A 20,366-nucleotide genomic window follows, 5' to 3' on the forward strand; every position below is an offset into this window, starting at 1 on the left:
ATCCAGACTCCCGGTGTCGATTGCGGCCCACCGGCCTCGACGGAGTCTCTGGATCCTAGGCACAAGGCCTAGGATGACGGATTGTGAGGGCGGGGCATGACGGTGAACGCCCCCGTGTCCTTCGATCCCTTTTCGGCGTCCAGCCCCCGCTGGTACGCCATCCCCGCGCACCGGCCGTTCCTCGAGGACCTGGCCGCCGGCGTCCTGGCCTGGCTGGGCGAGCTGCCGCCCGAGACCCTGTCCGACGCCACCATCCTGCTGCCCAACCGCCGGGCTGCCCGCGCCTTCACCGGCGCCTTGTCGAAACTGTCGGGCGACCGGCCCATCCTGCTGCCCCAGGTCCGCCCGCTGGGCGATTTGGAAGAGGACGAGCCGCCCTTCACCCCCGGCGCCCTGGGCCTGGATCTGCCGCCCTCCATCCCCGCCCTGACCCGCCGGTTCGAGATGGCGCGGATGATCGTCGAACAGTTCGACAACACGCTGACGCCAATGCGCGCGCTGGACCTGGCGGATGCGCTCGGCGGCTTCCTGGATTCCTGCCAGCTGGAAGAAATCCCCAACCCCGAACGGATCGCGACCCTGGTCGACGGCGAGATGGCCGAACACTGGGAGCGGTCGGCCGAGTTCCTGGGCCTCGCCGTCACCGCCTGGCCCAAACGCCTCGCCGAACTGGGTCTGGTCGATCCGGCCTGGCGCCGCGCCACCCTGCTGCGCCGCCTCGCCGAACTGTGGGACGCCCACCCCCCGACGCAGGCCGTCATCGCCGCCGGTTCGACCGGCACCGTCCCCGCCGCCGGCGACGTGCTGAAGGCCGTGGCCAAGGCGCCGCTGGGCTGCGTCGTCCTGCCCGGCCTCGACCTCGATCTGGACCCAACCGTCTGGGACCGGCTGGACGAACAGCATCCGCAAAGCGCGATGAAACGGCTGCTGGATCGCTGCGAGATTGCACGCGAGAGCGTTCGCCCCTGGTTCCGCCCCGCCGTCTCTCCGGCCTTCGAGGCGCGTGGCCTGGCGCGTCAGCGACTGGTCAACGAGGCCCTGCGTCCGGCAGAGGCCACCGACGACTGGCGCGGCGCCATCCGCAACATCCGCTCGGCCGCCGTCGCGCGCGGCGAGGCCCGCGACCCCATCGCAGAGGGGCTTCAGGGCCTGTCTCTGCTGACCGTCCGCGCCGAGGAGGAGGCCGCGACCGCCATCGCCCTGATGATGCGCGAAACGCTGGAAACGCCCGGCCGGACCTGCGCCCTGGTCACGCCGGATCAGGCCCTGGGTCGCCGTGTCGCCGCCCGTCTGGAACGCTGGGGCGTCATCCCCGATTCCTCGGCCGGCGCCCCCCTGTCGCGCCTGCCCGCCGGCGCCCTGGTCGATCTGTGTGCCCGCTGGATCGCCGATCCGGTCCAGCCCCATCTGCTGCTGGCCGTCGTCAAACATCCGCTGGCCCGGTTCGACCTGGGCGACGCCGCTCAAGCTGCCGCCGTCGCCGCGCTGGAGGAACACGCCCTGCGCGGCCCCCGCCCGCGCGACTTCGCCGCCATCCATCGCCGCCTGCTGGAGGCGGTCCAGCCTGACCGGCGCGGCAAGGCCCCGCCCGAGTGGAAGCGCGAGCGCCTGTCGGCCGCCACGCGCCTGGTCGATCATCTGCAAACCGCCGTCGAGGCCGCGACCGCCGCCTTCACGCCTGACGCCGATCTGAACCTGGCCGCCTCGGCCCTGACCCGCCTGATCGAAACCCTGGCGGGCCAGAACGCATGGGCCGGTCCCGACGGCGAGGCCGCAGCCGGCCTCCTGTCCGGCCTGATCGACGGCGGGGCGTCGTTGGGCCGTATCCGCCGCGCGGAACTGGCCGAACTGGTCACGTCCCTGGTCAAGGAAAACGTCGTGCGGACCGGCGGGGCGACCCATCCGTCGCTGCGGATTCTCGGGGCCATCGAGGCCCGCCTGGTGCGCGCCGACCGGATGATCCTGGCCGGGCTGGAGGAAGGCGTCTGGCCCCAGGCGGCGCCGACCGATCCCTTCCTGTCGCGCCCGATGCGAAAAGCGCTCGGCCTGCCCCCGCCCGAACGCCGCCTGGGTCAGACGGCGCAGGACTTCGTCCAGGCCGCCTGCGCCGACGAGGTGATCCTGGTCCACAGCGACCGGCGCGGCGGCCAGCCGGCCGTGCGTTCGCGCTGGCTGTGGCGGCTGGAGATGCTGACGCGCGGCGCAGACGCCAAGGACACGCCGGTCGCCATCGCCCGGCCGGCCGCCGTCATCGACTGGGCCCGCGCTTTGGACGCACCCCCGCCCGGACCGCCGCGCTTCGCCAAACGACCCGAGCCGCGCCCGCCGGTGCATCGCCGTCCGCGCAGCCTCTATGTCACCCGGATCGAGCGGTGGGTGCGCGACCCCTACGCCATCTACGCCCTGTGGGTGCTGGGGCTGGAGGCGATGGAGCGTCCCGGCGCTTCTGCCGAAGCGCTCGCCCGTGGCAACGCCGTGCACGCGGCCATCGAACGGCTGACGCTGGACTGGCCTGACGACCTGCCCGACGACTGCGAATCCATCCTGCACGACCATCTGCTGCGCGAACTGGGCGCGCGCGGGTTCGAGGATGCGGCCATGGCCCGCGAGGCCCCCCTGGCCCGCAACTGCGCCCGCTGGCTGACCGATTTCGAGCGCCGCCGCCGCGCGCGGGGCGTCGACATCCTGGTCGAGCAACAGGGGGCCATGACCTTCGACGCCCCCGCCGGACCCTTCACCGTCAAGGCCTTCGCCGACCGGATCGAACTGGCCTCCGACGGGGCGGCGGTGATGGACTTCAAGACCGGCGCGGCTCCGTCCGCCAAACAGGTCAAGTCCGGCTTCGCCCCCCAACTGACCCTGACCGCCGCCATCCTGGCCGACGGCGGGTTCCAACGCACCAACGGCCCGGTCACGCCCGACGAACTGACCTATGTCCGCGTGGTCGGGCGCAAGACGGCGGGCGAGGTCATCACCCGCGCCTCAGGCCTTGAGGCCGCCGACCTGGCCCAGGCGGCGCTGGACGGGCTGAAGCGTCGCGTCGCCCGCTTCGACGACGAGAACACCCCTTATGTCTCCTGGGCTGCGCCCCAGTTCATGGGCAATCAGGGCGGCAATTACGACCATCTGGCCCGCGTCTGGGAATGGTCGGTGATCGGCGACGGCGAGGACAGCGAATGACCTCTCCTTCTCCCCAGATCGTGGCGGCCGACCCGCGCCTGACCGTCTTCGTCACCGCCAACGCCGGCTCGGGCAAGACCACCACCCTGGTCAACCGGGTGGCGCGGCTGCTGCTGGACCAGGTCGATCCCGGCGCCATCCTGTGCGTCACCTACACCAAGGCCGCCGCCGCCGAGATGCAGGCCCGACTGTTCGATCAGCTGGGCGGCTGGGCCGTGCTGGACGACGCCGCCCTGTCGCGCGAACTGGCCCGGCTGGACGACGGCGACCCGCAGGCGATGGATCACGCCGCCCTGTCGCGCGCCCGCAAACTGTTCGCCCGCGCGCTGGAGACGCCCGGCGGCCTGAAGATCCAGACCATCCACGCCTTCTGCGAGAAACTGCTGCGGCGGTTCCCGCTGGAGGCCGGGGTCTCGCCCCGCTTCACCGTGCTGGAAGACCAGGCCGCGACCGCCCTCAGCCATGCCGCGCGCGAAGATCTGGCCCGCGCCGCCGTCGCCGATCCGGACGGCCCCATCGGCCAGGCCTACAGCCATTTCGCCGTCGAGCTGGACTGGCAACGCTTCCAGGCCCTGCTGTCCATGATCGAGGCCAAGCGCGCCGACCTGCTGGACTATATCGACCGCGCCGAGGCCGGAACCGCGCCCGACCCTTACGCCCTCACCGGCGCCGAGGCGGGCCGCAGTCCCGAAGATCTGGAACAGGACTTCGTCGCCTTCATCGATCCCGGCGAGTGGAACCGCATGGCCGAGGCCATGGAGACCGGCTCGACCAACGACCGCAAGATCGCCGACGCCATGAGCGTCGCCGCCCCGCCCTACGCCGGGTTTTCGGCTCTGTCGAAAGTCTTCTGCACGGAGAAGGGCGAGCCCCGCGCCAAAATGGGCACCAAGTCGGCGCCCCAGGGAGCCGTCGGCTGGCTGCTGGACCTCCAGACCCAATTCCTCGCCACTCGCGAGGCCTTGCGAAAGGCCCGGATCGCCGACGACACGATCAAGGTCCTGACCCTAGCCCGCGCCCACGCCGCCTTTTACGAGGCCGCCAAACGGTCAAAGGGCGCGCTCGACTTCCCCGACCTGGTGGCCCGCGCCGCCGCCCTGCTGACCCGCAGCGGGGCCGCCGCCTGGGTGCTGTACAAGCTGGACGGCGGGGTCGATCACGTCCTGATCGACGAGGCCCAGGACACCGCCCCCGAACAATGGGCCATCGTCCGCGCCCTGACCGGAGAGTTCTATTCTGGCCAAACTTCCGGCCGCACTGTCTTCGCCGTCGGCGACGAGAAACAATCGATCTACTCCTTCCAGGGCGCCCGGCCGGAGCGTCTGCGCCAGGAACGGGCCGACTTCCTGGCTCTGGCCGAGAGCGCCGGCGAACCCTTCGCGGGGCCAGACCTGAACACCTCCTACCGTTCGACCGAAGAGGTGCTGGCCTTCGTCGACGCCGTCTTCGCCGATCCCGACCGCACCCGCGCCCTGACCGGTCCCCAGGGCGACATCGCCCGTCACATCCCCGCGCGGGTCGGCCAGCACGGCGCCATCGACCTGTGGCCCCTGTTCCTGGACGAACCCGCGCCCGAGACCGACGCCTGGGACGATCCGGTCGATCAGGAAAGCGTCGGCAGCGCCCGCAAGCGGCTGGCCCGCGACCTGGCCCGCGAAATCCGCCGCCAGGTCGAAAGCGGCCTCGCCGTCTTCGACAGCCGCACCCGCGACCTGCGCCCTGCCGGATACGGCGACTACATCGTCCTGGTCCGCCGCCGCGACGCCACCTTCGAAGAGATCATCCGCGCGCTGAAGACCGAAGGCGTGCCCGTCGCCGGCGCCGACCGGCTGAAACTGTCCAGCCACATCGTCTTCGACGACCTGATCGCCCTGGCCCGTTTCGCCCTCTTCCCCGACGATGACCTGTCCCTGGCCGAGGTGCTGCGCAGCCCCCTGTGCGACGTGGACGAGGACGGCCTGTACGCCTTGGCCGGGCGTGAGAACCGCAAGTCCGGCCAGCTTTGGCGCGACCTGCGCGACCGGGCGCACGAACGCCCCGAATGGATCCGCGCCCGCGACGCGCTGCAGGCCGCCGTCGATGCGCGCGGCGGCGATCCCTTCGCCTTCTTCTCCCAAGCTCTGAACCGGGTGGACGACACCGGCCGATCCGGCCGCGCCCGCATCCTGGCCCGGCTGGGCCACGAGGCGGAAGAGGCCATAGACGAGACGCTGAATCAGGTTCTGGCGGCCGAGAACCGGGGGGGCGTCGATCTGGAGACCTGCCTGGCCCAACTGGAAGCCGCCGACGTCGAGGTGAAGCGCGAACTGGAGGGGGCGCGCGGCGAGGTCCGCGTCATGACCGTCCATGGCGCAAAGGGGCTTGAGGCGCCCATCGTCATCCTGCCCGACACCACCATGAAGGCGAAGGCTCAAGGCCCGTCCCTGATGCCCGCCGTCACCGATGAAGGTGAAGGCGAGGCCTGGCTGATGGCCCCCGGCTCGGCCAAGGACGACTGTCCCGCCTCGGCCGACGCCCGCGCCGCGCGCCAGGCCCGCACCGACGACGAGACCCTGCGTCTGCTCTATGTCGCCCTGACCCGCGCTCGCGACCGGGTCATCGTCATGGGCCGCGCCTCCAGCCGGGGCGCCGAACCCGGCAGCTGGTGGTCGGTGATCGAGGAGACCTTCGACCGGCTGGGGGATCAGGTGCGCGAAGTCGAGAACGGCGTGCGTCGCTTCGGCGTCGATCCCGAACGCCGCCCCGTCGCCGCAGCCGTCGCTCAATCGGCCGACGCCCTTCCCGCCTGGGCCGCCGCCCCGCCGCCCGCCGACGCCGCCGCCCGCTTCGCCGCGCCGTCGCGGATGGAGGGGTCGATCCGCATCCCCGCCCCCTCGCCCCTGGCTCGCAGCGCGGCCGGCGGGGCGTCGCTGGGCCGGTTCCGGCGCGGCGACCTGATCCACCGGTTGCTGGAGCGCCTGCCAGAGATCGCGCCCGCCGACCGCCCCGACGCCGCGCGGCGCCTGCTGGCGCGCGAGACCGATCTGGACGAGGCCCAGCGCGCCGAGATGATCGCCGCCGCCTTCTCGGTGCTGGACGACGCCCGCTTCGCCCCGGTCTTCGGTCCCGGCTCCCGCGCCGAGGTCGCTCTGACCGGCGCCCTGCCTGGCTCGTCCAGCGTGGCGATCAACGGCCGTATCGACCGACTGGTGGTCACGCCCGACCGGGTGCTCGTGGTCGACTACAAGACCAACCGCCCCGCCCCGGACGCCCTGGACCGGGTCGATCCCGCCTATGTCTTGCAGGCCGCCGTCTATATCGCCGTGCTGAAACGCCTCTACCCCGACCGCCCGGTCGAGGCCGCCCTGGTCTGGACCGACGGCCCCAAGCTGATGCCGATCCCGCACGCGATGTTGGACGCGGCGTTGGCGGACAGTTGAATTGCCCGCGATTCGCTCCCACATCTGCGACTGAACGCTGGGCAGCCGTCCAGCGCGCCACAATTCGGCGCTCAAGCAGCGAGGCCCTGCGGGCCAAGCGTTAGCGCCACAAAGGGAGACCATTCATGGCGACAGTTAAAGTCACCGACGAAAGCTTCGACGCCGACGTTCTGAAATCCTCCACCCCCGTCCTGGTGGATTTCTGGGCCGAATGGTGCGGCCCCTGCAAACAGATCGGCCCCGCGCTGGAGCAGATCGCCGACGAACTGGGCGGCAAGGTCACTGTGGCCAAGATCAATATCGACGACAGCCCCATGACCCCGTCCAAGCTGGGCGTGAAGGGCATCCCGACCCTGATGCTGTTCAAGGACGGCCAGATGACCTCGATGAAGGTCGGCGCCATGCCCAAGGGCAAGATCGTCGAATGGCTGGCCGAGGCCGGCGTCAAGGCCGACGCCTGATCCTTTCGCTCTGCTGAAGTTCAAACGCCCGCTGGTTCACACCGGCGGGCGTTTTCGTTCTACGGACGGGCCGGGTCGATCTCCACCAGCACCACGTCATAGGTCTTCATCGGCACGCTCAGGCGCCCCCGCCCGTCGGCCCCGATGGTGACGGACCGGACCTCGGGCGTATCGCGCGTCAGGTCGTTCAGCCGCTGCAACTGTGCGGCGTCCAGCGCGGCCGGCGCGCCCATTTCCAGATAGGCCGTATAGGCGTCGTTGGACTGGAACCCGACCCGCCGCACCGTCGCGCGGTGGACGCCGGGCGTCAGGTTCTGAACCACCACGTCCAGCGGCGCCGCCGCCGCCGGCTCGCGCACCTGACGGAAGAAGGGCCGGTTGCTGATCGGCTGATCCGGCAGTTCATAACGCCAGGCCAGCACCTGAACCGTGTCCCCCTTCAGCGCCGCGATGCTTTGGGCGTCGCCGGTCGCCAGCTCCCGGTCGCCCAGGCTGTTCAGATATTTGTAGGCGAAGAAGGTCGGTTTGCGCACCCCCTGCGGGTTCATCAGGCCGAAGCCGCCGTCGAACGGCTTGGTCTGCGGCCCCGGCTCCTCGAACAGATCGCTGAAGGCCCAGTAGCTCATGCCCTGAACCAGGCCCTCGCTCTCGCGCAGCTTGGTCAGGATATAGGAGGCCCCGAAATAGTCGTCGTGGATCGGATCGCGCGGATTATAGCTGGTGCTCCATTCGGTGAAGAACAGCGGCAGGCCCGGCCGGGTCGAGGCCTCGATCTCGCCCCTCACCTTGCGCACGTCGCTGACGACCGCGTCGGGCGCGCGCGACAGCTTGTTGTCGCCCTCCCCCTTCTCATCCAGGAAACCGCCCTCGACCCCATAGGTGTGGGTGGTCACGAAATCGACCGGCAGCTGATGCTGGTCGGCATAGGCCAGGAACTCTGGAACCCAGGCCGCACCGGCGGTCGACGGCCCGCCGACCCGCAGCGTCGGATCCACGGCTTTTATGGCCCGAACCGTACGGCCGTAATAGTCGAAATAGGCCGCCTGATCGGCCCGTTCCCAGAAGCCGTCCAGGTTCGGCTCGTTCCAGAACTCGAAATACCAGGACCGCACCTCCTCCGCGCCGTAACGGTCGATCAGGTGTCGAACGAAGGCGTCGATCAGCCCGGTCCATTTCTCGGGCTGCGGATGGGAGGTGTTGCCCTTCCAGTAGAAGATGGTCTGGTCCGAGGTCTTCATCGCATCCGGCGTGAAGCCCAGTTCGATGAAGGGCTTGATCCCCATGCCCAGCATGCGGTCGTAAAGCTGATCGACGCGGGTCCAGTCATAAACCGGCTGTCCGTCCACCTCGCGATACACGCCCATGTCGTCGTGGAAGATGTCGTGGAAGCGGATGTAGCGGAACCCAAGCTCGTCGCGCACCGTCTTCAACTGCGACAGGGCGTCCTCGCGGATCGTCGTGCCCGGATAGTCGGTGCCCACCGAGAACTCGGCCATGCGGTCACGAGGCCTGCCCGGCGAGGCCGCGTCTATCGTCAAGGTTCGGGGGACGGCTTGTCCCGCCTCGGTCGGCGCCTGCGCGGCGGCGTATGACCCGCCCAGCACCGCAACGGCGCCCGCCAGCAGAAGGCTGTTCCATCCAGAGCGTTTCATACTGCGCCTCGTCCCGACATTTATATTTTCAATATTGTTAGCGCTATCACTATGGGATCGCAATGCGGCGGATCGTTCTCGCGCGAGCGAGGGCATCTGGGGTCGAGGTGTGCTAGACACCGTTCATGACCGCTGACGACGACATCCCCGCCGATCCCGCCAAGCCCGAAGAGACTTTGGAAGAGACCTCGGTTCAGCGGGCCCTGCGCCTGAAGAACGCCAAGCTCGACGGCCGGCCCCAGGCTCCGCGCGGCGGCCGTTTCCAGCGCGAACAGAACGCCCGCATCGCGGCTGGCAAATCCCGCCCCTGGATGAGCAAATAAAAAACTCTCCCTCCCCTTCATGGGGAGGGACGATCGCGCAGCGATCAGGGTGGGGCCCGAAAGGACGTGAGCGACGTTCTAACCTCCCCACCCCGGCTGCGCTTCGCTTCGCCGCCCCTCCCCATGAAGGGGAGGGAGAGGTTCAATCCGGCCAGGTCTCCCGGCTGGCGCCCAGCACCTCGCCCGCCAGATACAGCGACCCGCAGATCGCCACGCGGCCGGCGCCCAGGCGCAGCGCGAGGTCCAGCGCGTCGCCGACCGATCCCGCAGGCGTCGCCGCCAGTCCATGCCCGCGCGCCACAGCCGCAAGCGCCAAGGGTTCGGCCGCCGCCCCGTCGAAGCCGACGGTGAACACCGTGGCCTGGCTGTCCTTCAAGGCGGCGAAGAACCCGCCCGCATCCTTGTTCGACAGCATGCCGCAGATCAGGGCCAGCGGACGCGGCGCCCGCGCCTGACGCTCGGCCAGAAACGCCGCCAGCGCCTTTGCGGCATGGGGATTGTGCCCCCCGTCCAGCCAAAGCTCGGCCTCCGCCGCCCGCGCCGCCTCGCCGTAAGGTCCGGCCGAAATCCGTTGCAGCCGCGCGGGCCAGCGCACGGCCTTCAGCCCTTCGGCGATGGCGCTTTCGGGCAGGTCCAGCTCGACCGCCGCCGCCACGGCTAACGCCGCATTGTCGATCTGGTGCGCGCCTGCCAGGGCCGGCGCCGGCAGGTCCATGAACAGTTCGGCCGTCTGGAACGCCAGCCCGCCGCGCTCGGCCCAGGCGTCGAAATCGACCCCCAGCACCGTCAGCCGTGCATGGACATCGGCCGCCCGACGTTCGATGGCCGCCATCGCCTCTTCGCGCTGGCGCGCGATCACGGCCGGCGCGCCCGCCTTCAGCACCCCCGCCTTCTCCGAGGCGATCCCCGCCAGGTCCGTGCCCAGAAACTCCGCATGGTCGTAATCGACGGGGGTGATCACGCTGAGCAGCGGCCGTTCGATCACATTGGTCGCGTCCAGCACCCCGCCCAGGCCCACCTCGATGATGGCCAGGTCGGCCGGCGTCTCGGCCATGGCCAGGAAGGCGGCGGCGGTGGTGCTTTCGAACACCGTGGCCTCGCTGCCCGTCTGCGCCATCACGGCCTCGATCCGGTCCAGGATGGCGTTCAGCGCCTCGTCCTCGATCAGCTTGCCGGCCAGCCGGATCCGCTCATTGAACCGCACCAGATGGGGCGAGGTATAGGCGTGGACCTTGAGCCCCGCAGCCTCGGCGATGGCGCGGATCATGGCGACTGTGGAGCCTTTGCCGTTGGTGCCCGCCACATGGATCACCGGCGGCAACTTGTGTTGCGGATCGCCCAGGGCGGCGCACAGGACGCGCATCCGATCCAGCGACAGATCGATCCGCTGGGGGTGGCGCGCACGTAGACGTTCGGAGACGGGATCCATCCGCTTCCTTTAACTCCTGATTTCGAGAACCGCGACATGACTTCCAGGCCGGACATCAGAACGGCGGCCCGCATCGTCCTGTCGGCCGTCTTCCTGGGCGCCGGCGTGCTGCATCTGATGGTTCCCGGCCCCTTCGTGCGGATCACGCCGCAGTGGGTTTCGGACCCCGCCCTGGTCGTGGCGCTGACGGGGCTGGCCGAGTTGCTGGGCGCGGCGGGGCTGATCATCCCGCGCCTGCGTGTCTTCGCCGGCTGGGCCCTGGCCCTCTATTGCGTCGGCGTCTATCCGGCCAACATCCAGCACGCCATGGACGGCCTGAACTCAGGCACAGGTCTAGTCTGGGCCTATCACGGCCCGCGCCTGCTGTTTCAGCCGGTCATAATCTGGTGGTGCCTGTGGGCCTCGACCGCGATCGACTGGCCCTTCAAGCGGTCTCAGGCGGCGGCGCGCGTGCCGCCCATCAGCATGGAGAGGATCTGACCCAGGGTGCGCGGCAGGTCGGCGCGGGTCACGACCCGGTCGACCATACCCTTTTCCTGCAGATATTCGGCGCGCTGGAAGCCCGGCGGCAGTTTCTCGCGGATGGTGGCCTCGATCACGCGCGGACCGGCGAAGCCGATCAGGGCGCCCGGTTCGGCCAGATGCACGTCGCCCAGCATGGCGTAGGAGGCGGTCACGCCCCCCGTGGTCGGATCCGTCAGGACCACGGCGTACGGCAGTTTGGCATCCTTCAGCTCTTCGATGGCCAGGGTCGTGCGCGCCATCTGCATCAGCGACAGGGCGCCTTCCTGCATCCGCGCGCCGCCGGCGGCGGTGAAACAGACCATCGGGACCTTGCGGGCCACGGCCTCGCGCGCGGCCTTGATGAAGGCCTCGCCGGCCGCCATGCCCAGCGACCCGCCCATGAAGGTGAAGTCCTGAACGATCACCACGGCCTCCTGACCGCCGACGACGCCATAGCCGATGGCCATGGTGTCCTTGCGACCCGCCGCCTTGCGCGCTGCGCTCAGGCGATCCTTGTAGGACTTGCCGTCCGAGAATTTCAGCGGATCTTCCGGCACGTCCGGGGTGTCGATGGACTCATACTGGCCGCCGTCAAAGGTGGCCTTCAGCCGAGTCGGCGCGTCGATACGCATATGCCTGCCCGACGGCGTGACCCACAGCGAGGCCTCCAGATCCGACCGATACAGCATCTCGCCGCTATCGGGATCCTTGACCCACAGATTGTCGGGGGTGTCGCGGCGCGACACGATCTTGCGGACGCCGGGCGCGAAACGGCTCAGCCAGCCGCCGCGCTTTTCCTGAGGTTTGCTCTTGTCGATCATGGGCGGGCTCTTAGACGGTTTCCGCCACGGAAGCACTACTGACGACCGATCGAACCGCGTCGCCCAGCGCCTTCACCCGGGCCAGCACGCGCGGCGCAACGGCTTCGCCGGCCTCCAGCGCAGCCGCCACCTCGTCCACCAGGGCCGAACCGACCACCACGGCGTCGGCCACCCGCGCGATCTCGGCGGCCTTTTCCGGCGTCTTGACCCCGAAGCCGACCGCGACCGGCAGGCCAGACGCCTTGCGCACCCGCTCCACCGCCGGCGCCACCACCTCGGCGTTCGCCTCCTTGACGCCCGTCACGCCCGCGACGGCGACGTAATAAACGAAGCCCGACGTCCCCCGGACTACGATCTTCAGCCGCTCGTCGTCCGAGGTCGGCGTCGCCAGTCGGATGAGCGAGATCGACACCTTGTCCAGCGCTTCGATCAGCGGCCCGGCCTCTTCGGGCGGACAGTCCACCACGATCAGCCCATCGATACCGCAATCGGCCGCATAGGCGGCGAAGGCGTCATAGCCCAGGCTCTCGATCGGATTCAGATACCCCATCAGCACGATCGGCGTGGCGTCGTCGCCTTGGCGGAATTCCTTGGCCAGATCCATGGTCGAGCGCAGACCGAACCCGGCCGCCATGCCCCGGATCGCCGCCCGCTGAATCGGCGGCCCCTCGGCCATCGGGTCGCTGAACGGAAAGCCCAGTTCGATGATGTCGGCCCCGGCGGCGGGCAGGCCGTTCAGGATCGCCAGCGCCTCCTCGCGCGACGGATCGCCCCCCATCACATAGGGAATAAAGGCCGCACGGCCCTCGGCCTTCAGCGCGGCGAAACGGGCGTCGATACGGGCGGTGGTCATTGCGGCGGCGATCCGGCGGGAGCGGCAGGCGGGGTCGCAGCAGCAGCCGCGCACACGTCGCCTGGAATGGTGGCGAAGCCCAGATAGGCGGGCAGTTCGGCCACGGCGGTCTTGGAGGTGTCGTAGAAGGCGACCATCTGCATGCCGTCGCAGCCGCCGGCCTCGCGGCGCTTGATCAGGACCACGCGGTTCTCGTCCCCGCCCGCCGCCAGCCAGCCCTTGGTCTCCAGATCGGCGATATAGGCGTCGGCCAGAGCCCCGATCTGGCCCAGTTGCGCGGTCACACAATAGGCACGGCCCGTCAGATTGTTCAGCCCGCCGCAATCGGCCGACAGCTCCGCGCCGCTCAGCAGGCCGACATCGGCCGGGCCGCCCTGCTGTGCAGCGGGCGCGGGCGCCGGCGTCTGGGCCTGAGCGGCGGTCGCGAGGCTAAAGACGGCGGTCGCCGCCAGCAGACTACGGATCACAGTTCCACTCCCAGATGTTTGGCGACCTGAAAGATGTCCTTGTCGCCGCGGCCCGACATCAGCAGGACGACATCGCCGCCCTTGCCGACTTCGCGCGCCACTTCGCCGGTCCGCGCCAGCGCATGGGCTGGTTCCAGCGCCGGGATGATGCCTTCCAGTTTCGAACACAGCTGGAACGCCTCCAGCGCCTCGTTGTCGGTCGCCGAGCGGTATTCGGCCCGGCCGATGTCGTGCAGCCAGGCGTGTTCCGGCCCGATGCCGGGATAGTCCAGCCCGGCCGAGATCGAATGCCCCTCGACGATATTGCCGTCCTCGTCCTGCAGCAGATAGGTCCGGTTGCCGTGCAGCACGCCCGACCGCCCGCCCTTCAGCGACGCCGCATGGTCCGGCGTGTCCAGCCCGTGACCCGCCGCCTCGACCCCGATCAGGCGTACGGCCTCGTCCTCGATGAAGGGGTGGAAGGCGCCGATGGCGTTCGATCCGCCGCCGATACAGGCCACCACCGCCTCGGGCAACTTGCCCATCTGCGCCATCGACTGGGTCTTGATCTCCTTGCCGATCACCGACTGGAAATCGCGCACCATGGCCGGATAGGGGTGCGGGCCCGCCGCCGTGCCGATGATGTAATAGGTGTCCGAGACGTTCGTGACCCAGTCGCGCATCGCCTCGTTCATCGCGTCCTTCAGGGTCGCGGCGCCCGCCGTGACCGAGAAGACTTCGGACCCCAGCAGACGCATGCGGAACACGTTCGGCTGCTGCCGCTCCACGTCCACCGCGCCCATATAGACGGTGCAGGGCAGGCCAAAGCGCGCCGACACCGTCGCGGACGCCACGCCGTGCTGACCGGCGCCCGTCTCGGCGATGATCCGGGTCTTGCCCATGCGGCGGGCCAGCAGGATCTGGCCCATGCAGTTGTTGATCTTGTGCGCGCCCGTGTGGTTCAGGTCCTCGCGCTTCAGCCATATCCGCGCGCCGCCGAAATGTTCGGTCAGCCGCTCGGCGAAATACAGCGGGCTCTCACGACCGACGTAGTGGGTCAGGAAGCCGTCCAGCTCGGCCTGGAAGCTGGGGTCCGCCCGAGCCGCCTTATAGGCCGCGTCCAACTCGTGGATCAGCGGCATCAGGGTCTCGGCGACGAACTGCCCCCCATAGGGCCCGAACCGGCCCTGCGCATCCGGCCAGGCGTAGGCGTTGGACAACGGCTGACCAGAGGACGGGGCTTGGATGGGGGTTTGGGCGTTCACGAGTCCAACTTTCACGCAGGGAGGCGTCGTAATTACGTCCGGCGCGCGTTTTGGATGAAGGCCGCGATCCGGTCGGCGTCCTTAACACCCGGCGCGCTTTCCACGCCAGAGGACACATCGATCATGGGCGCCCCGGTGATCCTCAGCGCCTCGACCACATTGTCGGGGTTCAGCCCGCCCGCCAGGAACCAGTCATGGCGAAACGCCCGGTCCGCCAGCAGGGTCCAGTCGAAACTATGCCCCACCCCGCCTGGCAACACCGACCCCTCCGGCGGCTTGGCGTCGAACATCAGGTGATCGGCGTGATAATCCCATTCGTCGGCGGCCGCGAAATCGTCGCCATGCCGGATCGGCAGGGCCTTGATCACCCCCGCCACCGTCAGCGCCCGCACGCCTTCCGCCCGCGCCGGGGTCTCGGCCCCATGCAGTTGGATGAAGTCGGGCCTCAGCACCCGCGCGATCTCTTCCAGAAGACCATCGTCCGGATCGACCGTCACCGCCACGATCTTCGCCCGCCCCCGCGCCCGTTCGAACAGAGCCGCAGCTGTGTCAGGCGCGAGATGCCGGGGGCTTTTCGGAAACACCACCGCCCCCACGAAATCCGCCCCCCCGTCCAGCGCAGCGTCCAGGGTGTCCGGCGTGGTCAGGCCGCAGATCTTGATCTGGGTCGTCATGGCGCGATCACCTTCACCCCGTCCCGACGCGCGGCGTCGGCCAGATCATGATCATAGGTGGCGAGATCGCATTTCAGCCGCTGCACGATGGCCAAATGCAGGGCGTCTGGCGTTCGCAATCGCGGATGTCGATGCAGCAGAAACCGACACGCCATCACGTCCTCTGGATCGACTTCCCTGACTGCGGCGGCTCGATCCAGCCAGATGTTGAATTTCGTCTCAGCCAAGTCTCTTTCATCGACATCCAGGCTCCCGCGCCGAACGTGATGCGACATGGCCGACGAGACTTCGGCGATCGCCCAGTCGGACACGATCGCCCTATCGACCGACGCCATCCAGGCAAGCACGGCCTCGCTCGTCTTCTCTTGCACGAACAAGGGAACGATGACGCTGGCGTCCAGATAGACGCTCACCGGCCGCGTTCTTCCTTAATTTCCGCCAGAGCCGCCGCCGTATTCACAGGCCCGCGACGTGGCTGCACGCGCACAGCCCTCAGCCATTCGATGTCGTTCGGCCCATCAGGACGGATGCGCCGCGCCACGATCTTCACCTCGACGTCAGGATCGGGGCGGTCGATGACCACCGACTCGCCGCGTTCGGCGGCCTCGATGAGGCGGGCCAGGTCCGCCTGTGCTTCTGTCACCGAATAATGGCTCATGGAGCCACCATATCGCGTTCGCGACCCGACCACAAAGCCCCGCTACCCTAGGCACGTAATGCCTTCGGAATTCGCTGTAGGGTCATCACCGCACAAATCGTCAGCCCTCCGCCGGTTCCTCGAAGACCGACGCGATCTCTTCCGGGCTCAGCAGCCGCCACTGTCCGGGCGCCAGATCGGCCGGCAGGGCCAGCCCGCCCATCCGCTCGCGGTGCAGGGTCTCGACGTGATTTCCGGCGGCGGCGAACATGCGCCGCACCTGGTGATAGCGCCCCTCCGTCACCGTCAGCAGGGCCTCGGTCGGCGTCACGACCTCCAGCACGGCGGGCGCCAGCGGCTTGTCCTCGCCCTCCAGCACCAGCTCCCCGGCCGCAAACAGTTCGCCTTCCGTCCCGACCAGCGGCCGCGCCAGTCCGGCGCGATAGACCTTGGTCACATGGCGCTTGGGCGAAATCACCCGGTGCAGCAGATCGCCGTCGTCGGTCAGCAGCAGCAGGCCCGTCGTCTGCTTGTCCAGCCGCCCGATGGTCGAAATGGCCGGATCGCGCGCCCGCCACCGTCCCGGCAGGATGTCATAGACCAGCGCCCCCTCTTCCTTGTGTGAACAGGTCATGCCCAGCGGCTTGTTCAACATGATCACCAGCCCCTGCACGGGGTCCAGCGGTTCGCCGTCGATCTCCATCCGCGTCGGCAGGTCGCGCGTCACCGGAATGCGTTTTGACACGTCCGTCAGGTCCGCCCCGTCCAGCACGATCCCGCCCGCCTTGGCCATCCGCGCCATCTCGGCCCGCGAGCCATAGCCCATCGAACCTAGCAGGCGATCGACGCGGGAGGTTGGGGTTTTGCTCATGCGATCACCCCCACACCCGTCATCCTAGGGCCTGTCCCTAGGATCCAGACTCCCGGCGCCCGACGCTCGCGCGCCCTGCGGACACACCGGGAGTCTGGATCCTCGCCACGAGGGCGAGGATGACGACCATGGAGAGAGGCTTTCACTTCACCGCCTCGAACAGCTTGTAGCCGCCCGCTTCCGCCACCAGCCGCACCCGTTTGAACGCCGCGTTCAACTCGGCCTCATAGGGCAGGTGCCGGTTGGCCACGACCCAGGCGACGCCGCCCTTTTTCAGCAGCTCCGCCGCCTTGCGGATGAAGGCCTGGCCCAGCCGCCGGTCCTCGGCCCCGCCGTCGTGGAACGGCGGATTGCTGACCACGAAATCCTTGTCGCCCTTGGCCTCCAGCGTGCGGGCGTCGGACCACCAGACCTTGGCCCGTTCGTCCGTGACGTTCTCGCGCGCGGCGCGGATGGCGCGGCGATCCAGATCGACCAGCTTCAGCTTGGTCACCGCCGGCGAACGCAGCGCCACGATCGACAGGGCGCCATAGCCGCAACCCAGATCGACCCCCTCGCCCTTCATCGGCGGCAGGTGTTCGGCCAGCAGCGCCGAGCCCGCGTCGATCCGGTCCCAGGCGAAAATCCCCGGTTGAGACCAGGCTTCCAGCCCCGGCACGAACTGCGGCCCGCCCGCGGCGATGGCGGCGTCGATGGCCGCGTCCAGCCCCTCGGCTGTCTCGGGCTTGAAGACGATGCAGCGGCGATGGTGGGCCTTGGCCGTCTCGGCGACCTCGACGCCGAACGCCTTCAGCTCCTTGCCCAGGCGCGAGCCGCCCTTGTCCTTGGGCGCCATGACATCCAGCCGCCCGCCGACCTTCAACGCCCTCAGCGCCAGGGCCAGGACATAGCGCCGCTCCAGCACGCCGGGCGGGGCGTAGGTCATCACCGTATCGGCCGAACCGGGGTCCTGCGCCTCCAGCGCGGCGGAATCCGGGATCAGGGGCGAAGTCTGGGTCGCATCACCCGGCGGATCGAAGACGACCGGCGGGCGGCCATAGAGAAGCGTGGTCATGCCCCGCCCTTAGAGGGTGAAGGCGTCGGGGACCAGCCTCAGAACCCCGCCTGCAGCAGCGCCAGCCCCACGACCCCGACCACGATCCGCCACCAGGCGAAGACGCCGAAGCCGCGACGCGACACGAAATCCAGCAGGAACCGCACCACCGCCAGGGCCGAGAGGAAGGCCACGACGAAGCCCACGGCGATCAGGCCGACGTCGCTGAAGTCCAGCGTCTTGTGGTTCTTGAACAGGTCATAGGCCACCGCCGCCCCCATGGTGGGCAGGGCCAAAAAGAAGCTGAACTCGGCCGCCGACCGCTTGTCGGTCTTCAGCAGCAGGCCGCCGGCGATGGTGGCGCCGGATCGCGACACGCCGGGGATCATGGCCAGGCACTGGAACAGGCCGATCAGGAAATAGATCCTCATCGGATAGGCCTCGGCGTCCAGCCATTTCGGCCGCTTGTCCATCCGGTCCAGCAGCAGCAGGATCACCCCCCCGACGATCAGGGCCACGCACACCACCTGCGGCGTCTCGAACAGCACCGTCTTGATGTAGTCGTAAGCCAGGAAGCCGATCACGACGGCGGGCGCGAAGGCGACCAGCAGGCCGATCAGGAACCGCCGCGCCTCCGGGTCGAACGGCCAGCGCGTCGCCAGCGCCCACAGCCGTTTGAAATAGATGCTGACGATGGCCAGCAGCGCGCCCAGCTGGATCACGATCTCGAACGTCTTGCCCGAACTCTCGAACCCCATGAAATGGCCCAGCAGCAGCATATGGCCCGTGGACGAGACCGGAATGAATTCGGTCAGCCCCTCGACCAGACCCAGGATGATGGCCGCCAGCCAGTCCGACATGAAAACCCCGAAACAGGTCCGGGATCACGACGCCCCCGGTTCGCCTCACCCTTAGACCAACCATCCCCGATTAGGCGAGGGGATGGCGAGCGGTTGGCTTTCCGCCATGATTGCGCGAGAAGAGGCCGCATATGACGACGCCCGCCCCCGCACCTGCGCCTCTGGAAGACGCCCACCTGGCCACCCGCCGCATCACCCGCCTGTCGGTCGGGGTCGCGGTGGTGCTGATCGCCATGAAGGCCTTTGCACTCGGTGCCTCCGGCTCGGTCTCCATCCTGGCGACCCTGGCGGATTCGGTGCTGGATCTGGCGGCGTCCCTGACCACCTTCTTCGCCGTGCGCTGGGCCGCCGCCCCCGCCGACGAAAACCACCGCTATGGTCACGGCAAGGGCGAGGCCCTGTCCGCCCTGGTCCAGGCCGGGCTGGTCTTCGCCTCGGCCCTGTTCATCGCCTGGGAGGGGGTGCAGCGCATCTTCGATCCCCGCCCCGTCACCTCCGGCTGGTGGGCGACCGGCGTCGTGGTCGCCACCATCGCCATCACCGCCTGGCTGGTGTGGATGCAGACCCGGGCGTTGAAGAAGACCGGCTCTCTCGCCGTCGCCGGCGACCGCACCCATTACGCCGCTGACCTGGCCGCAAACGTGGTGGTGCTGATCGGGGTGATCTCGGGCGCCTTCCTGGGCGCGCCGGGTCTGGATGCGGCGGCCGGCATCGTCGTCGCCGTCTGGCTGTTCTGGGGCGCGACCGGCATGCTGAAGGCCGCCGCCGACCATCTGCTGGACCGCGCCGTGCCCGAGGCCGACCGCGTCGCCATCACCCAGGCCGTCCTGGCCGATCCGCAAGTCTTCGGCGTGCATCAGTTGCGCACCCGCATGGCCGGCCAGGTGATGATGATCCAGATGCACGTCGACCTGGACGCCCACCAGACCCTGGACGCCGCCCACGCCATCGTCGTCGCGGCCGAGAACCGGGTGCTGGCCCTCTTCCCCACGGCCGACATCCTGATCCACGCCGACCCGCGCGGCCGCACCCGTCCGCAGACGGACGTTCCCGCCGTCGCGACGCCCGCGCCTGCGCAAACCGAAGCCGTCGAGGCCCCGACCGGCCCCGCGCCAAAGGGCCCGTGGTCCTGACCTTGCGTCCAATTTCAATGCAGTAAACGCGCATTAACGGGTCGGGGCGCATCAACCCCTGATGGCCGACCCCTGCGTTCTCTTCCACTTCGCCTTCCAGCCCGCCTCGCGCGCCGCGCGCCTGGCTCTGGGCGAGGCGCGGATCGAATGGACCGACACCCCGGTCCGTCCGTGGGAGGCCGACTGCCCGGTCAACGACTTCAATCCGTCCGGCCTGCCGCCGGTGATCCAGACGATGGATCGCGGCCGCCCGCTGGTCCTGTGCGAACTGCCCGCCGTCCTGGGCTGGATCGAGGATCAGCAGAAGGCCCCGTTTCTGCTGCCGGCCGACGCCGCCGAACGCGCCGAGGCGCGCCGCCTGACCGGCTGGTTCGAGCGTCGCTTCATGGACGAGGTCGACGCCGTCCTGCTGCACGAGCGGATGGAGAAACCCCTGCTCAAACTGGGTCCGCCCGAAGCCCGCGCCCTGCGTGAGGGCCGCGACGCCCTGAAAGCCCATCTCGCCATGCTGGAGGATCTGGTCGCCGCCCGCGACTGGCTGGCCGGCCGTCGCCTCAGCCAGGCCGACCTGATCGCCGCCGCCCACCTGTCGGTGCTCGACTATTTCGGCGAGATCCAGTGGAAGAACTGGCCCGGTCTGAAGACCTGGTACTCCAAGCTCAAATCCCGCCCCTGTTTCCGCCCCCTGCTCGCCGACCGCTTCGTCGGCGTGCCCCCGTCGGCCTGGTATGCGGATTTGGATTTTTAAACGCAAAGCAGACGTGTTTCATGACCGCTTAGGGTGGAAAGCGGACCTCTGACGAGG

Annotated in this window: 19 protein-coding genes; 7 read left to right on the forward strand and 12 right to left on the reverse strand. The window is 69.0% G+C overall.

All coding sequences use genetic code 11. The annotated features are described in order from the left end of the window. The first annotated feature begins 96 nt into the window (after positions 1–96). The 3 genes from addB to trxA all read left to right on the forward strand — a co-directional run bounded on the left by addB (position 97) and on the right by trxA (position 7,060). Positions 97–3,180 (forward strand): double-strand break repair protein AddB, encoded by a 3,084-nt coding sequence (addB, locus tag EGY25_RS04550; protein ID WP_135193852.1) that lies wholly within the window; start codon positions 97–99, stop codon positions 3,178–3,180. Next, a complete protein-coding gene (addA, locus tag EGY25_RS04555) occupies positions 3,177–6,599 on the forward strand; it encodes a double-strand break repair helicase AddA (protein WP_135193853.1) in 3,423 nt (1,140 codons plus the stop codon). Before addB ends, addA begins: the two co-directional genes overlap by 4 nt. A 125-nt stretch (positions 6,600–6,724) precedes the next feature. After that, positions 6,725–7,060, forward strand: a complete 336-nt coding sequence (gene trxA, locus EGY25_RS04560; RefSeq protein WP_135193854.1) for a thioredoxin — start codon at positions 6,725–6,727, stop codon at positions 7,058–7,060. Positions 7,061–7,119: 59 nt separating this feature from the next. Here the strand turns inward: trxA and EGY25_RS04565 are convergent, their stop codons facing one another. Then, positions 7,120–8,712 (reverse strand): GH39 family glycosyl hydrolase, encoded by a 1,593-nt coding sequence (locus EGY25_RS04565; RefSeq protein ID WP_135193855.1) that lies wholly within the window; start codon positions 8,710–8,712, stop codon positions 7,120–7,122. A 125-nt stretch (positions 8,713–8,837) separates the two neighbouring features. On the opposite strand from EGY25_RS04565, the gene EGY25_RS04570 reads away from it, so the two are divergent. Beyond that, entirely contained in the window at positions 8,838–9,035 is a 198-nt protein-coding gene (locus EGY25_RS04570; RefSeq protein WP_135193856.1) for a hypothetical protein, read from the forward strand. Between the two features lie 142 nt (positions 9,036–9,177). Here EGY25_RS04570 and EGY25_RS04575 read toward each other — a convergent pair whose 3' ends face one another. Then, the gene (locus tag EGY25_RS04575; RefSeq protein ID WP_135193857.1) at positions 9,178–10,464 is read right to left on the reverse strand and encodes a bifunctional folylpolyglutamate synthase/dihydrofolate synthase; all 1,287 of its coding nucleotides are present in this window, start codon (positions 10,462–10,464) and stop codon (positions 9,178–9,180) included. A gap of 36 nt (positions 10,465–10,500) precedes the next feature. On the opposite strand from EGY25_RS04575, the gene EGY25_RS04580 reads away from it, so the two are divergent. Then, positions 10,501–10,944 carry a DoxX family protein gene (locus EGY25_RS04580; protein WP_135193858.1) on the forward strand — a complete coding sequence of 148 codons (444 nt, stop codon included), beginning with the start codon at positions 10,501–10,503 and terminating at the stop codon, positions 10,942–10,944. On the opposite strand, the gene accD is transcribed toward EGY25_RS04580, so the two are convergent. From accD to EGY25_RS04630, 10 genes are all read right to left on the reverse strand, one after another. Further along, a complete protein-coding gene (gene accD / locus EGY25_RS04585) occupies positions 10,899–11,789 on the reverse strand; it encodes an acetyl-CoA carboxylase, carboxyltransferase subunit beta (RefSeq protein ID WP_135193859.1) in 891 nt (296 codons plus the stop codon). The two genes, EGY25_RS04580 and accD, sit on opposite strands and share 46 nt — an antisense overlap. A 10-nt stretch (positions 11,790–11,799) precedes the next feature. Continuing rightward, entirely contained in the window at positions 11,800–12,642 is an 843-nt protein-coding gene (gene trpA, locus EGY25_RS04590) for a tryptophan synthase subunit alpha (protein ID WP_135193860.1), read from the reverse strand. Next, positions 12,639–13,109, reverse strand: a complete 471-nt coding sequence (locus EGY25_RS04595) for a hypothetical protein (protein WP_135193861.1) — start codon at positions 13,107–13,109, stop codon at positions 12,639–12,641. The genes trpA and EGY25_RS04595 overlap by 4 nt, the downstream gene beginning before the upstream one ends. After that, positions 13,106–14,308, reverse strand: a complete 1,203-nt coding sequence (trpB, locus tag EGY25_RS04600) for a tryptophan synthase subunit beta (protein WP_167762495.1) — start codon at positions 14,306–14,308, stop codon at positions 13,106–13,108. The genes EGY25_RS04595 and trpB overlap by 4 nt, the downstream gene beginning before the upstream one ends. Before the next feature lie 77 nt (positions 14,309–14,385). After that, on the reverse strand, positions 14,386–15,027 hold the full coding sequence (locus tag EGY25_RS04605; protein WP_135193862.1) for a phosphoribosylanthranilate isomerase: 642 nt from the start codon (positions 15,025–15,027) through the stop codon (positions 14,386–14,388). Further along, positions 15,024–15,440, reverse strand: coding sequence for a type II toxin-antitoxin system VapC family toxin (locus tag EGY25_RS04610; protein ID WP_135193863.1), 417 nt, complete (start codon positions 15,438–15,440; stop codon positions 15,024–15,026). Before EGY25_RS04610 ends, EGY25_RS04605 begins: the two co-directional genes overlap by 4 nt. Further along, positions 15,437–15,685, reverse strand: coding sequence for a type II toxin-antitoxin system Phd/YefM family antitoxin (locus EGY25_RS04615; RefSeq protein WP_135193864.1), 249 nt, complete (start codon positions 15,683–15,685; stop codon positions 15,437–15,439). Before EGY25_RS04615 ends, EGY25_RS04610 begins: the two co-directional genes overlap by 4 nt. A gap of 100 nt (positions 15,686–15,785) precedes the next feature. Continuing rightward, on the reverse strand, positions 15,786–16,535 hold the full coding sequence (locus EGY25_RS04620) for a pseudouridine synthase (protein WP_135193865.1): 750 nt from the start codon (positions 16,533–16,535) through the stop codon (positions 15,786–15,788). Between the two features lie 142 nt (positions 16,536–16,677). Next, positions 16,678–17,589: a class I SAM-dependent methyltransferase gene (locus tag EGY25_RS04625; RefSeq protein WP_135193866.1), complete on the reverse strand. Its 912-nt coding sequence runs from the start codon at positions 17,587–17,589 to the stop codon at positions 16,678–16,680. Positions 17,590–17,627: 38 nt separating this feature from the next. Further along, positions 17,628–18,428 carry an undecaprenyl-diphosphate phosphatase gene (locus EGY25_RS04630; RefSeq protein WP_135193867.1) on the reverse strand — a complete coding sequence of 267 codons (801 nt, stop codon included), beginning with the start codon at positions 18,426–18,428 and terminating at the stop codon, positions 17,628–17,630. Between the two features lie 131 nt (positions 18,429–18,559). On the opposite strand from EGY25_RS04630, the gene EGY25_RS04635 reads away from it, so the two are divergent. Further along, a complete protein-coding gene (locus EGY25_RS04635) occupies positions 18,560–19,561 on the forward strand; it encodes a cation diffusion facilitator family transporter (protein WP_135193868.1) in 1,002 nt (333 codons plus the stop codon). Between the two features lie 61 nt (positions 19,562–19,622). Continuing rightward, positions 19,623–20,309, forward strand: coding sequence for an FtsZ-binding protein FzlA (gene fzlA / locus EGY25_RS04640; protein WP_135193869.1), 687 nt, complete (start codon positions 19,623–19,625; stop codon positions 20,307–20,309). The last annotated feature ends 57 nt before the right edge of the window (positions 20,310–20,366 follow it).

It is taken from the genome of Brevundimonas intermedia, from assembly GCF_004614235.1.
Classification (GTDB): Bacteria; Pseudomonadota; Alphaproteobacteria; order Caulobacterales; family Caulobacteraceae; genus Brevundimonas; species Brevundimonas intermedia_A.